Below are 16,864 nucleotides of genomic sequence, written 5' to 3'. Positions count from 1 at the left end.
CAGTGTTGCGTAATATGAAAGATTATTTACAGGAATACAGACAATTGATTGATAAAACCCTTCTGGAAAAATTGGATACCATCCAAATTCCTGAAACGTTAAAACAATCAATGATTTATTCTGTTAAAGCTGGCGGAAAACGATTAAGACCAATTTTATTATTAGCAAGCTATGAGGTTTATGGAAAGAAAACGGCTATTACACTGACAACTGCGGCAGCTTTAGAGATGATCCACACTTATTCACTCATTCATGACGATCTACCCGCGATGGATGATGATGACTATCGACGAGGAATGTTGACAAATCATAAAGCTTTTGATGAGGCAACAGCAATTTTAGCTGGTGATGCATTGCTTACATACAGCTTCGAACTAATAGCTAATGATTCTCAATTGACTGCTGATCAAAAGGTAGAAATACTCCAGGTATTAACAGAAGCAAGTGGGCCTAAAGGTATGGTAGCTGGGCAAATTTTAGATATGCAAGCAGAGAATCAACCGGTAACCCTAGAGGAGCTTGAACAAATTCATGCACATAAAACAGGTGAACTATTACGGTTTGCGGTCTATGCTGGGGCATTTCTTGGAGGAGCATCAAGGACAGAACTCATGCATCTAAAAGAATTCTCTTATTATTTGGGATTAATTTTTCAAGTTCAGGATGATATTCTAGATATAATGGGAGATGAAACAAAGCTTGGTAAACCTGTCGGTAGTGATGAATCAAATCAGAAAAGTACCTATCCAAAATTGCTAGGGCTTGAAGGTGCTATCGAAAAGAAAACGTGGTATGTAGATAAGGCTAAAGCGGCATTACAAAAAGCTAATGCACAAGAATCGGTGTTAATGGATTTAACGGAGTATTTTAGTCAACGAGACCATTAAAATCAGAAATAGAACTTTCCTTTTAAATATGCTATAATTAAACTAACAAAGGAATGGTGCAGTATTCTAGTCAGTTCTCCGTACCTGAAGGCGGGCCTAAAAATCCGCCAAAGGGCACATCGATGAAGTTCCTTGTGTAGGCTTGAGGCGCCCAGCCTTGGGTCTATGCTGGGAGTTAAGGTTTTCGGGCGATCCACAAAGGCATGTGGGCGTTGACCCGATTACCGCGGAGGCCCATCTCTGTAGTGATAGCTAAGCCTAGTTATCATTATGGAATGGGGTATGAACCTGCAGATATGGTAAGGGACACCTAATATGCAGCGTAGCCTGCCTTGAGTGGTGCCTGAGGGGATTAGAGTCTTAAAATAACAAATTAGATGGCCACTAGTTTGCTTATTTTCATCTCTATGAAATCAGCACTGCAAAAGAGGCTAGGGAGCGGTTAAGAACTGTTGAGGAAATCTCCTAGACTGTTCGTATGACATATAAAAGGGATTATAGTGTGGACTAAGTGGTAATCCAGTCTAGCTTTTGGCGACGAAGCTAAGTTGATTTTAAAGGGGAACCGCCTTTCGTGGCAACACGGGGTAGTCAACTGGGAAAACCTACTGGACCTAAGCCACAGTTTTTACCTTTTACATGACCATTCCTTCTCTTACATAAAAAGAATGAATATCTTATATAATAGAGGTATGAAATGAAATCACACGTAAAACGATCGATTAAATTTAGTCTAACTATTGCCGTTATCACTTTTGTGTTAGCGGCTATTTTTTCAATTATCTCGTCATCTATATTGAGTGGAGTTATTTGGATAATTGGTTTACTTCTTGTATTTATGATAGTATTTGTCGGCGTTGTATTTGATATGTTAGGTATTGCTTCTACAGCTGCTGATGAGGCACCGTTTCATGCAATGGCCGCAGAAAAAGTAACAGGCGCTAAAGAAGCGGTTATCATTATCCGAAATGCTGATAGGTTTGCTAGCTTTTGTAATGATGTGATAGGAGATATTTCAGGTATAGTGAGTGGAACAGCTTCAGCCATTGTTGTATTACAAATGGCAAATTTATTAGGACATGGAGAAGGATCGACCGTTCAAATAACGATTTCTGTTCTACTGACAAGTGTAGTTGCTGCTATTACTGTTGGAGGTAAGGCGCTAGGCAAATTTTTTGCGATAAATGCCTCAACCTCGATTATTTTCTTCGCTGGAAAAGTAATATCTGTTATAGAAAATAAATTAAAAATAAGAATACTACCCAAAAATTAGTAATAAAGGAAACGACTAATGAGTAAAAAAAAACGATTAGATGTATTATTAGTAGAAAAAAACTTAGTGGAATCGAGAGAACGAGCAAAACGTATGATCATGGCTGGCCTTGTATTTAATGAACATGAACGATTGGACAAGCCAGGAATGAAGATTGATGAAGAAACTCCGTTAACCGTTAAGGGTAAATTACTACCGTACGTTGGTAGGGGAGGACTGAAGCTAGAAAAAGCATTGCAAACATTTGATATCTCTACTGAAAATAAAATTATGGTGGATGTTGGTTCATCAACCGGAGGATTTACTGATTGTGCTTTGCAAAATGGGGCACAACTATGTTATGCCATTGATGTTGGTTATAATCAGCTCGATTGGAAGTTACGAAATGATGATCGTGTAGTAGTTATGGAACGTACAAACTTTCGATATGTCACCCCTGAAATGTTAACACAGGGTAAACCAAATTTTGCTACAATTGATGTTTCATTCATATCTTTAAAGCTTATTTTACCAGTCTTAAAACGATTACTTACTGACAACAGTGATATTGTTGCTTTAATTAAACCTCAATTTGAAGCTGGGAAAGAACAAGTAGGAAAAAAAGGTATTGTTCGAGATGAAAATGTACATCAGTCTGTATTGTCAACCATTGTTGATTTTGCTATGAGTGAATCATATGATCTATTTGATATAACTCACTCACCGATTACTGGCGGTGATGGCAACATAGAATTTCTGGCACACTTTGGCTGGCAAAAAGAAAAAAAAGGAATTACAGTTACGGATGTCGAAATAGAAGATGTAGTTAAAAAGGCACATGCTGAACTACAAAAAGCAGAGAGAAAGTAAATGAGCTTGAAATGGGAAATGGGGGCGCCCTATGAGTAAGGTACAACGTCATATAAAGATTCGTGCATTAATTACAGAAAATGAAATAGAGACACAGGATGAACTTGTCGATCACTTAAAACGCTTAGGTTATAATATTACACAGGCGACTGTTTCACGTGACATAAAAGAATTGCACTTAGTAAAGGTTCCAGCAACGAACGGGAAATACAAGTATAGCTTACCTGCTGATCAAAGATTTAATCCGTTAGATAAGTTAAAGCGATTAATTATGGATGCATTTGTGAAAATTGAACATGCTAGCCATTTTATTGTGTTAAAAACGTTGCCTGGAAATGCCCATGCTGTTGGTGTGTTAATTGATAATTTGGATTGGGAAGAGATCATGGGGACAATTTGTGGAGACGATACATGTTTAATCATTTGCAGAACAGAAGCAGACTCGGAAATTATTAAAGAACGTTTTATAGAGATGCTGTAGAGTTGGGATGAGGTGAGTGATGGCGTGCTAACAGAGTTATCTATACAGGATTTTGCTATAATTAATAAAATTTCAATTACCTTCCATGATGGTCTCACTGTATTAACCGGAGAGACAGGTGCTGGGAAATCCATTATTATAGATGCAGTGCAATTACTTGCGGGTGGAAGAGGTTCCGTTGAGTTTGTCAGGTATGGAACGAAAAAAGCTGATATTGAAGGTTTGTTTACAATAGATGATAAGTCGCATGCTATTTATGAAATCGGAAGACAGTATGGTATTGAAATTCAAGATGAGCAAATTGTTCTTCGGCGTACGATAACTGCGAATGGGAAGAGTATTTGTCGCGTAAATAGCAAGCTAGTTACATTGGCAATACTACGTGAATTTGGAAAAGCGCTAATTGATATTCATAGCCAGCATGAAACACAATCACTAATGGACCCAGATAATCATATTGATTTATTGGATCAGTATAATGCTGCACAAATAGGACGAGCTAAAGAAGAGTATATTCGCTTATATGAGGAATTAAGTAATTTAAAAACTCGTTATCGCAAACTAAGCGAAAACGAGCAAGAAACAGCACAGCGGCTTGACTTGCTTGAATTTCAAATGACGGAACTGGCATCTGCGGATTTGGAGCCTAACGAGGATCAAAGGTTAGAAGAGGAAAGAAGCTCTTTAGCCAATTATGAACGCATTTACGCTGCGTTACAAATAGCCTATAACGCTCTATATGGTGATCAAAAAGGGCTTGAATGGGTTACAACTGCACAAACAGCTTTACAGGATAATGGTAGGTACGACACATTTATTGCTGGAAAAGCAGAGGAAATTGGGAATTATTTCTTTGGCTTAGAAGAGCTAACCCATGATTTAGGAAATTATCTAGAGTCTATGCAGTATGATCCAGAGCGGTTAAATGAAATAGAAGCTCGACTTAGCGAAATTAACCGCTTAAAGAAAAAGTATGGCTCAAGCGTTGATGAAATATTAGAGTACATGGCTAAAATTGAAGAGGAAATGGAAGAAATAAAAAATAAGGATTCCCATTTATCAAAATTAGAAAAACAAATAAATGAAAAAGCAAAGGATGCTTATTTAGAAGCGGAAGAATTACACGCGCTTCGTTTAAAGGCAGCGAATGCTTTAACGAAAGAAATTCATGATGAATTAAAAGGACTATATTTAGATAAAGCTGCATTTTCTGTATCATTCGAACATGAAAACATGGATCAATATATCCGTAGTGATGAATATCATGCAATAAATCTCCATCAAAAAGGATATGATCAGGTTAAATTCATGATTTCTACGAATCCGGGCGAGCCATTAAAAGAACTAAGTAAAGTTGCTTCTGGTGGCGAACTGTCACGAATTATGTTAGCACTTAAAAAGATATTCGCTAGAAATCAAGGTGTTACGAGTGTTATATTTGATGAGGTAGATACAGGTGTGAGTGGCAGAGTAGCACAAGCTATAGCAGAGAAAATTCATCATATTTCTAAGGAATCACAGGTGCTTTGTATCACACATCTCCCACAAGTAGCTGCAATGGCTGATACGCATAAATTAATTGAAAAGCAGACACAGAACGATCGAACGCATACGATGGTTAGTGAATTATCAATCGATTATCAAATAAATGAATTAGCAAGAATGATTACGGGAACCAAACTTACAGATACAGCCGTAGAGCATGCACGTGAAATGTTGGAAATGGCTGTGAATTATAAATCAAAAAAGAAGCATAATATGAAGGATAAAGCCAGAAAATAGAATATCTGGCTTTTTTATATGCATTGGTATTTACTTTATTCCATCGTTAGTAATATCATACATGTATTTTTGTTACCCTCCGCAAGAAGTCTACATATACATACGAAAGCTTCTTAAACAAAGGTAATGTTAGGTAGCACACTTATGTTTCACCAGTTTAAAACAAATGCTAGTAGGTCAAATTAGGAGTACAGAAAAACACAAGTGGTTTTGGGTTGGAACGAGGAGAGTGAAATAATTTGAACGGGAAACAGACAAGAAAATTTCGATTTTGGATAGGTTTTGTGCTCCTTATTATTGTGTTTGCATTTCCTTTTTTTGCCCCGATTCAGAAGTATTTATCGATCCCTAGCGAGATTATCACGCTAAATAATAATGCTCCAATTACGTTGCCGACGCTAGGAGAAAATGTCGACCTAAAAGGCTCAACAAAAACAATACAAACTACAAATTCAAATAAAGTTTATGCCAATGATTACGAGAAAAGTCAAGCATTTTATGAATTTGCAGGTTTACCAATAAAGAATGTTGATGTAAATGTTTTAGACGATTTAAAGGTTATTCCTGGTGGACAATCCATAGGTGTACAGCTACACACAAAGGGTGTTTTAGTTGTTGGACACCATTTAGTTAATGGTAAGCAAGGAGAAACTTCCCCAGGAGAAAATGCAAATATAAAAGTAGGGGACGTTATCTTAGAGATAAATGGAAATGAGATAAAAAAGATGAAGGATGTTAAACCATATGTAGAAAAAGCAGGTGAAGAAAGCAATTCACTTGATATCAAGTTAAAAAGAGGAAAAGAAACGATAACAACAAAGCTAAAGCCTACGCTAGATAGTATGGAAAACGACTATAAAATCGGGCTCTATATTCGAGATTCGGCAGCAGGTATTGGAACAATGACGTTTTATGAACCTAAATCAAAAAAATACGGTGCATTAGGACATGTGATTTCAGATATGGATACAAAAAAACCGATTGAGATCTATAATGGTTCTATCGTTCGTTCATCAGTAACGTCGATTGAAAAAGGAAATAACGGAATTCCGGGAGAAAAACAAGCAAAATTTTCTGCGGAAGATCATAAAATAGGGTCGATTACAAAGAATAGCCCTTTTGGAATATTTGGCAAATTAAACGATGAAATGTCTAATGGAAAGTGGGATGAGCCTATGCCTGTTGCTTTATCTCATGAAGTAAAAGAAGGCCCTGCAAAAATCTTGACTGTTGTTGAGGGTGAACAGGTTCAAGAGTATGACATTGAAATTGTAAGTAGCGTGCCGCAAAAATTTCCTGCAACCAAAGGAATGGTTATACAAATTACAGATGAAGAATTGCTTAATGAAACTGGGGGAATAGTACAAGGGATGAGCGGAAGTCCAATCATTCAAAACGGAAAAATTATCGGTGCTGTTACCCATGTTTTCGTAAATGACCCTACATCTGGTTATGGTGTTCATCTTGAGTGGATGTTACAAGATGCGGGTATTGATATTTATAAAAAAGAAAAACAAACAAATAAAGCTAGTTAAAGGCTTGACTTGTATGGAGTATTCCATTACAAGTCTTTTTCTTTTTTGTCTTAACATATAGCAATATTATTTCTAATAATCCGAAAACTTTTGTCCAATCTTTATTAAATGTGGTATAATTAGGTAAATATTTTTCGACATGAGTGTCTATAAATATCGAATCATATCGTAAAAAGGAGAAAACATGAGTAAATTAAAGAAAATATTAAAAAAACCAAAGTTTTTTAAATAAAAAAAGGATATTTAGCAATTGTGTAGAATATGTAAAATAGTGAAAAGTTTTGTACTACATAAAAGGAGGAGCTTTTGTGGAAAAAATTTCAGTATGTTTGGTCGACGACAATCGGGAATTAATTCAATTAATGGAGGATTATTTCGAAGAACAGGGAGATATTGAGGTGATCGGAACGGCATATAATGGGAGAGACTGTCTAACAATGCTAGAGGAATTAGAACCGGATGTATTAGTGTTAGATATTATTATGCCACATGTAGATGGTCTTGCTGTATTAAATACGATACGTTCTTCATCTGGAAAAGTACCTCATGTTATTATGCTTACAGCGTTTGGACAGGAAGAGGTAATGAAGAAAGCCGTAGACTTAGGAGCATCTTATTTCATTTTAAAGCCATTTGATCTAGATAATTTATCAGAGCAAATCAGGCAAGTACAAGGTCATAATGCAATATCTACTGGTGTGTCAAAAGTGAATCGTAAAGAGAAGAAAAAACAGGATTTAGAAGCAAGTATTACCAATATTATTCATGAAATTGGTGTCCCTGCTCACATAAAAGGCTACATGTATTTACGAGAAGCGATAACGATGGTGTATAATGATATTGAATTATTAGGTTCAATTACCAAGGTACTATACCCTGATATTGCAAAAAAATATAATACAACAGCATCCCGAGTAGAACGAGCTATTCGCCATGCTATCGAAGTGGCTTGGAGTCGTGGGAATATTGATTCCATTTCCGCTCTATTTGGTTATACCATAAGTATTACAAAGGCAAAACCTACCAATTCTGAGTTTATTGCGATGGTTGCCGATCACTTACGACTTGAGCATAAAGCCAGTTGAACGATTTATTATAATAAATTGTAAGCATACTTTAGGGTAGTCCAAAATAACCGTAGACTCCTTTAGGCAGAAGAGTGTTTTTTACGTGCGAGGTATTGTTGCTGAAGGCTTTCCTATCCAGAGAGACAGTACGAGTCCGAAAGAAATTGCTAACTGAGGAGGCTATGGGTCATTCTCGCGGAAAGCGAAGCATGTTGACGAGGGATGAATGAACTATCTGTCACCACAAAATCCACAAACCAAAAACCCGAACTTTATCTATAAAGTTCGGGTTTTATATCGCTAAAAATGCTTTCGACCCATTCTTTTGTTAGTGTTTTTATTCAAAAAAGACATGGTACAGTGACTTTACAGCTTTATCTAAGTCTTCAGCTTTGATACCGAACATCATCGATACCTCAGATGAACCCTGGTTAATCATTTCGATATTTACATTAGCACTTGCAATAGCTGTTGTTGCTTTTTGTGCAAGGCCAATGGTTCTAACAAGACCCTCTCCAACAATCATAATCATAGCTAAGTTTCGATGAATGGAAATTAAATCTGGATGTAAGTCTGCTTGAATTCTTTGTAATATTTTTTTTTCTTTTGCAATTGGCAGCCCACTTTCACGAAGAATGATAGACATATCATCAATACCTGAAGGTGCATGTTCAAAAGAGATACCCTCATCCTCAAGAATATGAAAAAGCTTTCTACCAAAGCCAATTTCTCTGTTCATCAAATACTTGCTAATATAAATACTACAGAAGCCTGTATCACTAGCAATTCCAACAACACACTTCTCGCTTGGTTTCTTTTCAGAAACAATATATGTACCAGGTGCTTCTGGGTTATTCGTATTTTTTATACATACAGGTATTTCATCTTTGTATGCAGGAATTAATGCTTCATCATGGAAAACAGAAAAGCCAGCATAGCTTAACTCACGCATTTCTTTATAAGTTAATGTAGTGATCTTTTGAGGATCTTTCACGAACGCCGGATTGACGGAAAATACAGAATCAACATCAGTAAAATTTTCATAAAGACCCGCTTTGACTCCTGCAGCTACAATGGATCCAGTTATATCTGAACCTCCACGAGAGAAGGTTATTAATTTTCCATTTTTCGTATACCCGAAGAAACCTGGTATTACTAAAACTTCTTCGCTGTCTCTAAGATTGTAAATTTTTTCATAACTTTCAGGTAATATTTTTGCATTTCCTGGTTCATTACTTACTAAGATACCTGCATCTTGGGGGTTTACATATTTAGCTGAAATACCAATATGATTAAGGTAAGCACTTAAAATTTTTGCCGAACTATCTTCACCTATCGATTTCAATGCATCCATTTTTTCTGGGTCTGAATTTTTACTATGCAAAATAGATTGGATGGACTGAGAAATACTTTCAAGAATTTCTCCTGATATATTTAATTCCTCGACAATTTCATTGAAGCGTTGCATGATAGGGTAGACATATTCATCTGTTTGTCCATTATTACAATGCACTTCACCTAATTCAATCAGCATGTCAGTTATCTTCCTATCTGATTTGAATCTTTTTCCTGGAGCTGACACTACAATAAATCTTCTTTGAGGATCAGCTTTTATAATATTCCCTACTTTCCTTAATTGTTCTGCATTTGCTACAGAACTCCCCCCAAATTTTGCTACTTTCACGCTAATTCCTCCCGATGATATTTTTAATTAAAATCATAACATAAATTCAGTTTTTTTTGCACATTGCGAAAGGTGAAAGAATTTGTTTATTTAGGATGAAAAAATAAAAGATGGGAAAAATATCCCATCTCATGTTACTTATTCATCCTCTATTATTTTTTTCTGCTCTTGCTTTAAGCGTTGCCTTTTACGGTCTCGATGTATAATAAATCCGCCGATAAAGGCAATTCCAGCAAGAAATAAAATAAATCCAACAAAAAATTGCACACCTGTATAAATGAAAATCGGATAAAAGGAATCAAATAATGCATCTCGCATAAGCTTTATTCCGATTGCAGATATGACTCCAGGAATGAATAATGTGAGTGCGGCGATGATTCTAATCATTATATTTCCCCTTATGTATGCTCTTTCTTAAGTATAGCAGAAGATTATATAAAAAGGAATTAGTGGAGAGAATCGGTTTGCTAAATCGTGCAGACTGACGTATCATAGTACTATGCAAAAAAATGCAAGGTGGGATGAAATGAAGCGGGTACTAATTGTTGGTGCTGGTAAAGGTGGGAGTATCCTTCTAAATATCTTATATGCTACACAGACAATGAAAATAGTAGCAGTAATTGATACAAACAAAGATGCGCCTGGCTTAAAGTTAGCTAGAAAATATAACATCCCAGTAGGCGTGGAGTGGACAAGTTGGATTCATCAGGATATTGATATAATAATTGAAGCAACTGGTGACGATCAGGTATTAGACAAATTAATTGAGCTACGAAATCGAAAAACGGTAGTTATTCCTGGAAGTGTCGCATATATTATTTCCGAATTATTTGATGAGAAGGAAACATTGTTGGAGAAAGTGAAGCTTCAGATGCGTAATCAAGCACTCATTTTAAATAATATAAGAGACGGCATGATTGTTATTAATAATGAAGGAATCGTTACGTTTGTCAACAAAGGCGCTGAAAAAATTGTAGGGAAAGAGAAACGAGAATTTGAAGGTAAGTCGATCGAGAGTGTAATTGCAAATACAAGGTTGCCGAAGGTATTACGTAATCGACGTAGAGAGGTTAATCAAAAATTAACGCTGGAAAATAAAAAACAAGTTATTACAACGCGAATACCGATTATTAATGCAGATGACTTATTAGTTGGTGCTTTTGCAGTATTTAAAGATATTACGGAAGTCATGAATTTGGCTGAAGAAAACACAGACCTAAAAGAAATTAAAACGATGTTGGAGGCGATTATTCATTCTTCTGATGAGGCAATTAGTGTAGTAGATGAAAATGGCTTTGGGATTATGATCAATCCAGCATATACAAGAATCACTGGATTAGAAGAATCAGATGTTATAGGCAAACCAGCTACTACAGATATTTCTGAGGGAGAAAGCATGCATATGAGAGTACTTCAGACTCGAAGAGCTGTCCGAGGTGCTACGATGAAAGTTGGCCCTAAAAAGAAAGAGGTATATGTGAATGTAGCTCCAATTATTGTGGATGGAAAAATGAAAGGTAGCGTTGGTGTACTTCATGATGTTTCCGAAATACACGCACTGACAACTGAGTTAAAGCGAGCAAGACAAATTATTCGGAATTTGGAAGCGAAATATACCTTTGATGATATTATCGGAACCTCTTCTGAAATGAAATTAGCCCTAGAGCAAGCTAAAGTAGGGGCAAAAACACCAGCAACTGTTTTACTTCGTGGTGAATCAGGAACAGGTAAAGAGTTATTTGCCCATGCTATACATAATGAGAGTGACCGCAAGCACCATAAATTTATAAGAGTCAATTGTGCCGCCATTGCAGAATCCATTTTAGAAAGTGAATTATTTGGATATGAAGAAGGGGCTTTTTCAGGAGCTAAGCATGGTGGCAAAAAAGGCTTATTTGAGGAAGCGAATTATGGAAGTATATTCCTAGATGAGATTGGCGAACTTTCTTTAAATATGCAAGCAAAATTATTACGAGTACTTCAAGAAAATGAAATTGTAAGAGTAGGTGGCACACAACCAATATCAATTAACGTTAGAATAATTACCGCCACAAATGTAAATTTAGAGAAAGCGATCATGGCGAAAACATTTCGTGAGGATCTTTATTATCGCTTAAATCGATTACCCATTTTCATTCCCTCCTTAGAGGAAAGATTGTCTGATTTACCGGTCTTAACGGAGCATATTATTTTGAAGATTAATCAAGATTATGGGAGAAATGTTCGGTTTGTCTCAGATGAAGTATTAGCTGAATTAAAGAGATACCATTGGCCAGGTAATATCCGAGAGCTCGAGAATGTGCTTGGACGAGCAATGATATACATGGATATGAATGAAGAAATCATTAAGCTAAAGCACCTTCCAGAATTAGCAACAAAGACGGAGAGTATTTCCCATCATAGCGAACAGCTTACGACTGATTTACCGTTACAAAAAGCTGTTGAACATTATGAAAAACAATATATACAACACGTTTTTGAAAAAAATCATTACAATAAAACGAAAACAGCAAAAGATCTCCATATTTCGATAAGAAATTTATACTATAAAATGGATAAGTATAAAATTGAAAGAAATAACCTGCAATAATTTGCATTGTTGCAATAATTTGCAAGGTGGTTGCACTACAAATTGAAGCGTTTTCATTGTTTGTAGGTTGGCACGGTTTTTGCTTAATTATATTTGGGGCAGAGATAGGAGGTATGTATGGAATCGTTAAACGAATTAAAAGCTAAAGTAAAAAAAGGAAGAAAGCGAACCGTATCGGTGGTAAATGCGGCTGATAAGGAAGTGCTTCTGGCAGTGAAAAAAGCACTCGAAGAAGATTTATGTACTTTCTTGCTATTTGGGGATGAATCGAAAATAACCGAATTAGCAACTGATATAGGTTTAATACCTAGTCAATGGAATAGCGACATGACTATTCGTCATGTAGAAAATAATCATGAGGCTGCTAAGCAAGCAGTTCTCTCTATAAATGATAAGGCATCAGATATCCTTATGAAGGGGAAAATAACTACAAAAGATATCTTGAAAGCTGTATTAAATAAAGCATATGGCCTTCGTGCAGGAAAAGTATTATCTCATGTCGCGCTTTTTGAAATCCCTAATCAGCAAAAAGTAGTGTTTCTAACAGATGCAGCTATGAATATTGCGCCAGATTTACAACAAAAGGTTGAGATTATTCAAAACGCAGTTCAAGTTGCTAGCGCTGTTGGTATTAATGTCCCGAAAGTTGCTGCTATCACTCCTGTTGAGGTGGTAAACGAGGCTATGCAGTCGACGATGGATGCTGCTGTATTAACCCAAATGCAACAAAGAGGCCAAATAAAAGGATGTCTGATTGACGGTCCATTAGCTTTTGATAATGCAGTGTCGTATCAAGCAGCTCAGCAAAAAGGGATCAAATCAGAGGTAGCTGGTAATGCAGATATACTATTAGCACCATCTATAGAAGCGGGAAATGCACTATACAAGTCTTTTGTTTATTATGCTAATGCAAAAGTGGCAGCTATTATCAGTGGTGCAAAAGCACCGATTATACTTACATCACGAGCAGATTCAGCTGAAAGTAAAGTATATTCACTTTCTTTAGCTCTTGTATCAGCTCATACATTTTAGGAGGAATAAACATGGAACTATTTACTTATATGGAAAAATATGATTATGAACAATTAGTATTTTGTCAAGATAAAAATTCTGGTTTAAAGGCTATTATCGCTATTCATGATACAACTTTAGGGCCAGCTCTTGGTGGAACAAGAATGTGGACATATAAATCGGAAGAAGAAGCGATTGAAGATGCATTACGCTTAGCTAAAGGTATGACATATAAAAATGCTGCAGCTGGATTAAATTTGGGCGGTGGAAAAACAGTAATTATTGGTGATCCAAAAAAAGATAAGAATCCAGAAATGTTTCGGGCATTTGGAAGATATATTCAAGGATTAAATGGAAGATATATTACGGCGGAAGATGTAGGAACTACTGTTCATGACATGGATTTAATTCATATGGAAACAGATTTTGTAACAGGTATTTCTCCAGAATCAGGTTCATCTGGTAATCCATCTCCGGTAACAGCGTATGGTGTTTACAAAGGAATGAAAGCTGCTGCAAAAGAGGCATATGGTGATGATTCTTTAGAAGGTAAAACCATTGCAATCCAAGGAATTGGTAATGTAGCTTATGCACTTTGCGAATTTTTACATGAAGAAGGGGCTCAATTAATTGTTACAGATATAAATAAAGAAGCAATTAATCGAGCTGTTGAAGCTTTCGACGCAACAGCTGTTGATCCGGACGATATCTATGATGTTGACTGTGATATTTACGCTCCATGTGCATTAGGAGCTACAATTAATGATGATACAATCTCTAGATTAAAAGCGAAAGTCATTGCAGGCTCAGCCAATAACCAATTAAAGTCTTCAAAGCATGGAGATATTATTCATGAACAAGGAATCGTTTATGCTCCTGATTATGTCATTAATTCTGGTGGTGTAATAAATGTAGCGGATGAATTACATGGTTATAATCATGATCGCGCAATGAAAAAAGTGGAAACCATTTACGACAGTCTACAAAAAGTATTTGCTATTTCCAAAAGAGATAACATTCCAACCTATGTAGCGGCTGATCGGATGGCTGAGGAGAGAATTGAGTCTGAACGTAATTCTAGAAGTCAATTCTTGCTGAATGGACATCATATTCTTAGTAGAAGATAAGGTACAACTTAGACAACGGAGGTAAAATGTATTGCTAGCTAAGTTTAGAAATCTTGTGATAAACCCTGGCTCTACTTCTACAAAGATAGGGGTTTTTGATAATGAAACATGTATTTTTGAAAAAACAATTCGTCATCAATCCGATGAATTAAACCAATTTCCATCCATTATCGAACAGCATATGTATCGAAAACATATCATTCTTAATCAGCTTGATTATGAAGGGATAAATATATCTAAATTAAGTGCTGTCTGTGCTCGCGGCGGATTACTTCAGCCGATCGAGGGTGGAACATATGAAGTGAACGAGCAAATGCTAACTGATTTGCGAATTGGCTATAATGGTGAACATGCCTCCAATTTAGGGGGCATCATAGCAAATGAAATTGCTCTAAACCTTAATATTCCTGCATATATTGTTGATCCAGTCGTAGTCGATGAACTTGCGGAAATTGCTAGGTATTCTGGTTTTTCTGAAATACCAAGAAAGAGTATTTTCCATGCTTTAAATCAGAAGGCAGTTGCTAGAAAAGTCGCAAATGATATGAATAAACAATATGAGGATTTGAATTTCATAGTAACGCATATGGGTGGTGGCATAACTGTCGGAGCACATCAACGTGGGAAAGTAGTTGATGTAAATAATGGGTTACACGGAGAGGGACCATTTTCACCGGAACGCGCAGGTACTGTACCAGCAGGGGATTTAATTGCACTTTGTTTTTCAGGGCAATATTATAGAGAAGAAGTAATGAAAAAGATTGTAGGGCAAGGTGGAATGATGGGTTATCTTCATACAAGTGATGCCATCGAGGTAGAACGACGGATTGCTTCAGGCGATGAAAAGGCAAAGGAAATATATGAAGCAATGGCTTATCAGGTAGCTAAGGAAATAGGTTCCATGAGTGCAGTGTTATCAGGGGACGTTGATCGAATTGTTTTAACTGGAGGCCTTGCACATGGAAAATCGTTTACTGAGTCGATTATTCGACGGATCAATTGGATAGCTGATACGGTTGTCTACCCAGGCGAAGATGAGCTACAAGCTTTAAATGCTGGTGTTATTCGGATACTCAGAGGGGAAGAAATAGCAAAAACGTACCCTAATTAGAATTTGATAGAGGAGTGTTGAAAAATGGCTAAGGATTACGATTTGGTAATACTTGGAGGTGGTACTGGCGGCTATGTAGCAGCCATAAGAGCCTCTCAGCTAGGGATGCAAGTAGCAGTTGTTGAAAAGGGAGAATTGGGTGGTACATGTCTCCATCGTGGTTGTATTCCGTCAAAATCATTATTGCGAAGTGCTGAAGTCTATAAACAAACTAAAAACGCTTATGAATTCGGTGTGGAAACGAAGGACACAAAGCTTGATTTCACGAGAGTTCAAAAAAGAAAAGGAGCTATTGTCGATCAGCTTCATCAGGGTGTCCAAGGGTTAATGAAGAAGGGGAAGATTGATGTTTATAATGGATACGGAAGAATACTAGGACCAAGTATATTTTCTCCGATGCCCGGAACGATTTCTATTGAATATGCGAATGGTGATGAGAACACCATGCTAGTTCCAAAAAATGTTTTGATTGCAACTGGATCTACTCCAAAAACGTTGCCTGGTTTAGATATTGATCATAAAACGGTATTAAACTCTGATGACGCATTACAGTTAGAAGAGCTACCAAAATCAATTATTATTGTTGGTGGAGGCGTTATTGGCATAGAATGGGCGTCGATGCTGGCGGATTTTGATGTGGAAGTAACTGTCATTGAATACTTAGAAGATATTCTACCTTCTGAGGACACTGCTGTTGCCAAAGAAGTAGAAAGATTATTGAAGAAAAAAGGAATTAATTTTGTCAAAGGTGCAAAAGTACTAGCTGATACACTTTTAAAAGAAGATGGAGTTCAAATTGAAGCAGAAATCAATGAAAAACATCAACGCTTTCATGCAGAGAAAATGCTTGTTTCTGTAGGTAGGAAAGCAAATACAAATAACATTGGCTTGGAAAATACAGATATTATTGTAGAGAACGGATTTGTCCAAACGAATTCATTCTATCAAACAAAGGAAGCACATATTTACGCAATTGGTGATGTGATTGGTGGTATGCAGCTAGCGCATGTTGCTTCCCATGAGGGAATTGTCGCTGTGGAGCATATGGCTGATCAGAACCCAATGCCAATTGATTATTCACAGGTAGCGTCATGTATCTATTCTAGTCCAGAAGCAGCAAGTGTAGGTTTAACTGAGAAACAAGCAAAAGAAAATGGATATGAAGTTAAAATAGGCAAATTTCCTTTCCAGGCAGTTGGTAAAGCACTGGTTTATGGTGAAGCTGATGGCTTTGTAAAGATAATTGCAGATAAGCAAACGGATGATATTTTAGGTGTACATATGGTAGGTCCTCATGTGACTGATATGATTTCAGAAGCTGGCCTTGCTAAAGTGCTGGACGCTACACCTTGGGAAGTGGGACACACCATCCATCCACATCCAACTTTAGCAGAAGTGATTGGTGAAGCTGCACTTGCAGTAGATGGTAAACAAATACATGGTTAATTTATAAAAGGAGGGACTAAG

The 16,864-nt window shown here is 36.6% G+C and carries 14 protein-coding genes; 12 read left to right on the top strand and 2 right to left on the bottom strand.

Annotated features, from left to right (window positions below; genetic code table 11):
- The first annotated feature begins 2 nt into the window (after window positions 1–2).
- The 7 genes from ABDZ84_RS02280 (at window position 3) to spo0A (ending at window position 7,892) form a co-directional block, all read left to right on the top strand.
- Window positions 3–887, top strand: a complete 885-nt coding sequence (locus ABDZ84_RS02280) for a polyprenyl synthetase family protein (RefSeq protein WP_281950161.1) — start codon at window positions 3–5, stop codon at window positions 885–887.
- Between the two features lie 697 nt (window positions 888–1,584).
- On the top strand, window positions 1,585–2,160 hold the full coding sequence (locus ABDZ84_RS02275) for a hypothetical protein (protein WP_121605065.1): 576 nt from the start codon (window positions 1,585–1,587) through the stop codon (window positions 2,158–2,160).
- Between the two features lie 18 nt (window positions 2,161–2,178).
- Window positions 2,179–3,009, top strand: a complete 831-nt coding sequence (locus tag ABDZ84_RS02270; protein ID WP_026681107.1) for a TlyA family RNA methyltransferase — start codon at window positions 2,179–2,181, stop codon at window positions 3,007–3,009.
- 31 nt (window positions 3,010–3,040) lie between these two features.
- The gene (gene ahrC / locus ABDZ84_RS02265) at window positions 3,041–3,490 is read left to right on the top strand and encodes a transcriptional regulator AhrC/ArgR (protein WP_026681106.1); all 450 of its coding nucleotides are present in this window, start codon (window positions 3,041–3,043) and stop codon (window positions 3,488–3,490) included.
- A 24-nt stretch (window positions 3,491–3,514) separates the two neighbouring features.
- On the top strand, window positions 3,515–5,272 hold the full coding sequence (gene recN, locus ABDZ84_RS02260) for a DNA repair protein RecN (RefSeq protein WP_121605067.1): 1,758 nt from the start codon (window positions 3,515–3,517) through the stop codon (window positions 5,270–5,272).
- Window positions 5,273–5,511: 239 nt separating this feature from the next.
- A complete protein-coding gene (spoIVB, locus tag ABDZ84_RS02255; protein WP_051388309.1) occupies window positions 5,512–6,807 on the top strand; it encodes a SpoIVB peptidase in 1,296 nt (431 codons plus the stop codon).
- Between the two features lie 308 nt (window positions 6,808–7,115).
- Window positions 7,116–7,892: a sporulation transcription factor Spo0A gene (spo0A, locus tag ABDZ84_RS02250; RefSeq protein ID WP_026681103.1), complete on the top strand. Its 777-nt coding sequence runs from the start codon at window positions 7,116–7,118 to the stop codon at window positions 7,890–7,892.
- Window positions 7,893–8,211: 319 nt separating this feature from the next.
- Here spo0A and ABDZ84_RS02245 read toward each other — a convergent pair whose 3' ends face one another.
- Together ABDZ84_RS02245 and ABDZ84_RS02240 are read right to left on the bottom strand one after the other, a co-directional pair.
- On the bottom strand, window positions 8,212–9,558 hold the full coding sequence (locus ABDZ84_RS02245) for an aspartate kinase (RefSeq protein WP_026681102.1): 1,347 nt from the start codon (window positions 9,556–9,558) through the stop codon (window positions 8,212–8,214).
- A gap of 138 nt (window positions 9,559–9,696) precedes the next feature.
- Window positions 9,697–9,945, bottom strand: a complete 249-nt coding sequence (locus ABDZ84_RS02240; RefSeq protein ID WP_026681101.1) for a DUF2627 domain-containing protein — start codon at window positions 9,943–9,945, stop codon at window positions 9,697–9,699.
- A gap of 139 nt (window positions 9,946–10,084) precedes the next feature.
- On the opposite strand from ABDZ84_RS02240, the gene ABDZ84_RS02235 reads away from it, so the two are divergent.
- From ABDZ84_RS02235 to lpdA, 5 genes are all read left to right on the top strand, one after another.
- Window positions 10,085–12,148 (top strand): sigma-54-dependent Fis family transcriptional regulator, encoded by a 2,064-nt coding sequence (locus tag ABDZ84_RS02235; RefSeq protein ID WP_026681100.1) that lies wholly within the window; start codon window positions 10,085–10,087, stop codon window positions 12,146–12,148.
- Between the two features lie 117 nt (window positions 12,149–12,265).
- A complete protein-coding gene (gene yqiS / locus ABDZ84_RS02230) occupies window positions 12,266–13,180 on the top strand; it encodes a phosphate butyryltransferase (RefSeq protein ID WP_343779801.1) in 915 nt (304 codons plus the stop codon).
- Between the two features lie 11 nt (window positions 13,181–13,191).
- Window positions 13,192–14,286 (top strand): branched-chain amino acid dehydrogenase, encoded by a 1,095-nt coding sequence (gene bcd, locus ABDZ84_RS02225; protein ID WP_026681098.1) that lies wholly within the window; start codon window positions 13,192–13,194, stop codon window positions 14,284–14,286.
- Window positions 14,287–14,317: 31 nt separating this feature from the next.
- Entirely contained in the window at window positions 14,318–15,397 is a 1,080-nt protein-coding gene (gene buk, locus ABDZ84_RS02220) for a butyrate kinase (RefSeq protein ID WP_343779799.1), read from the top strand.
- 24 nt (window positions 15,398–15,421) lie between these two features.
- Window positions 15,422–16,843, top strand: a complete 1,422-nt coding sequence (gene lpdA / locus ABDZ84_RS02215) for a dihydrolipoyl dehydrogenase (protein WP_026681096.1) — start codon at window positions 15,422–15,424, stop codon at window positions 16,841–16,843.
- Window positions 16,844–16,864 lie beyond the last annotated feature (21 nt).

It is taken from the genome of Virgibacillus salarius (assembly GCF_039521925.1).
Taxonomy (GTDB): Bacteria; Bacillota; Bacilli; order Bacillales; family Amphibacillaceae; genus Virgibacillus; species Virgibacillus salarius.
Note: the sequence above shows the minus strand (reverse complement) of the source record. Positions and strands in the feature narration are given on the sequence as shown.

What these genes read in the sequence shown, in the direction of transcription:
- lpdA (WP_026681096.1), top strand. Translation starts at nt 15,422, where the DNA reads ATGGCTAAGGATTACGATTTGGTAATACTTGGAGGTGGTACTGGCGGC.
- ABDZ84_RS02270 (WP_026681107.1), top strand. Translation starts at nt 2,179, where the DNA reads ATGAGTAAAAAAAAACGATTAGATGTATTATTAGTAGAAAAAAACTTA.
- bcd (WP_026681098.1), top strand. Translation starts at nt 13,192, where the DNA reads ATGGAACTATTTACTTATATGGAAAAATATGATTATGAACAATTAGTA.
- ABDZ84_RS02275 (WP_121605065.1), top strand. Translation starts at nt 1,585, where the DNA reads ATGAAATCACACGTAAAACGATCGATTAAATTTAGTCTAACTATTGCC.
- ABDZ84_RS02235 (WP_026681100.1), top strand. Translation starts at nt 10,085, where the DNA reads ATGAAGCGGGTACTAATTGTTGGTGCTGGTAAAGGTGGGAGTATCCTT.
- yqiS (WP_343779801.1), top strand. Translation starts at nt 12,266, where the DNA reads ATGGAATCGTTAAACGAATTAAAAGCTAAAGTAAAAAAAGGAAGAAAG.
- ahrC (WP_026681106.1), top strand. Translation starts at nt 3,041, where the DNA reads ATGAGTAAGGTACAACGTCATATAAAGATTCGTGCATTAATTACAGAA.
- ABDZ84_RS02240 (WP_026681101.1), bottom strand. Translation starts at nt 9,945, where the DNA reads ATGATTAGAATCATCGCCGCACTCACATTATTCATTCCTGGAGTCATA.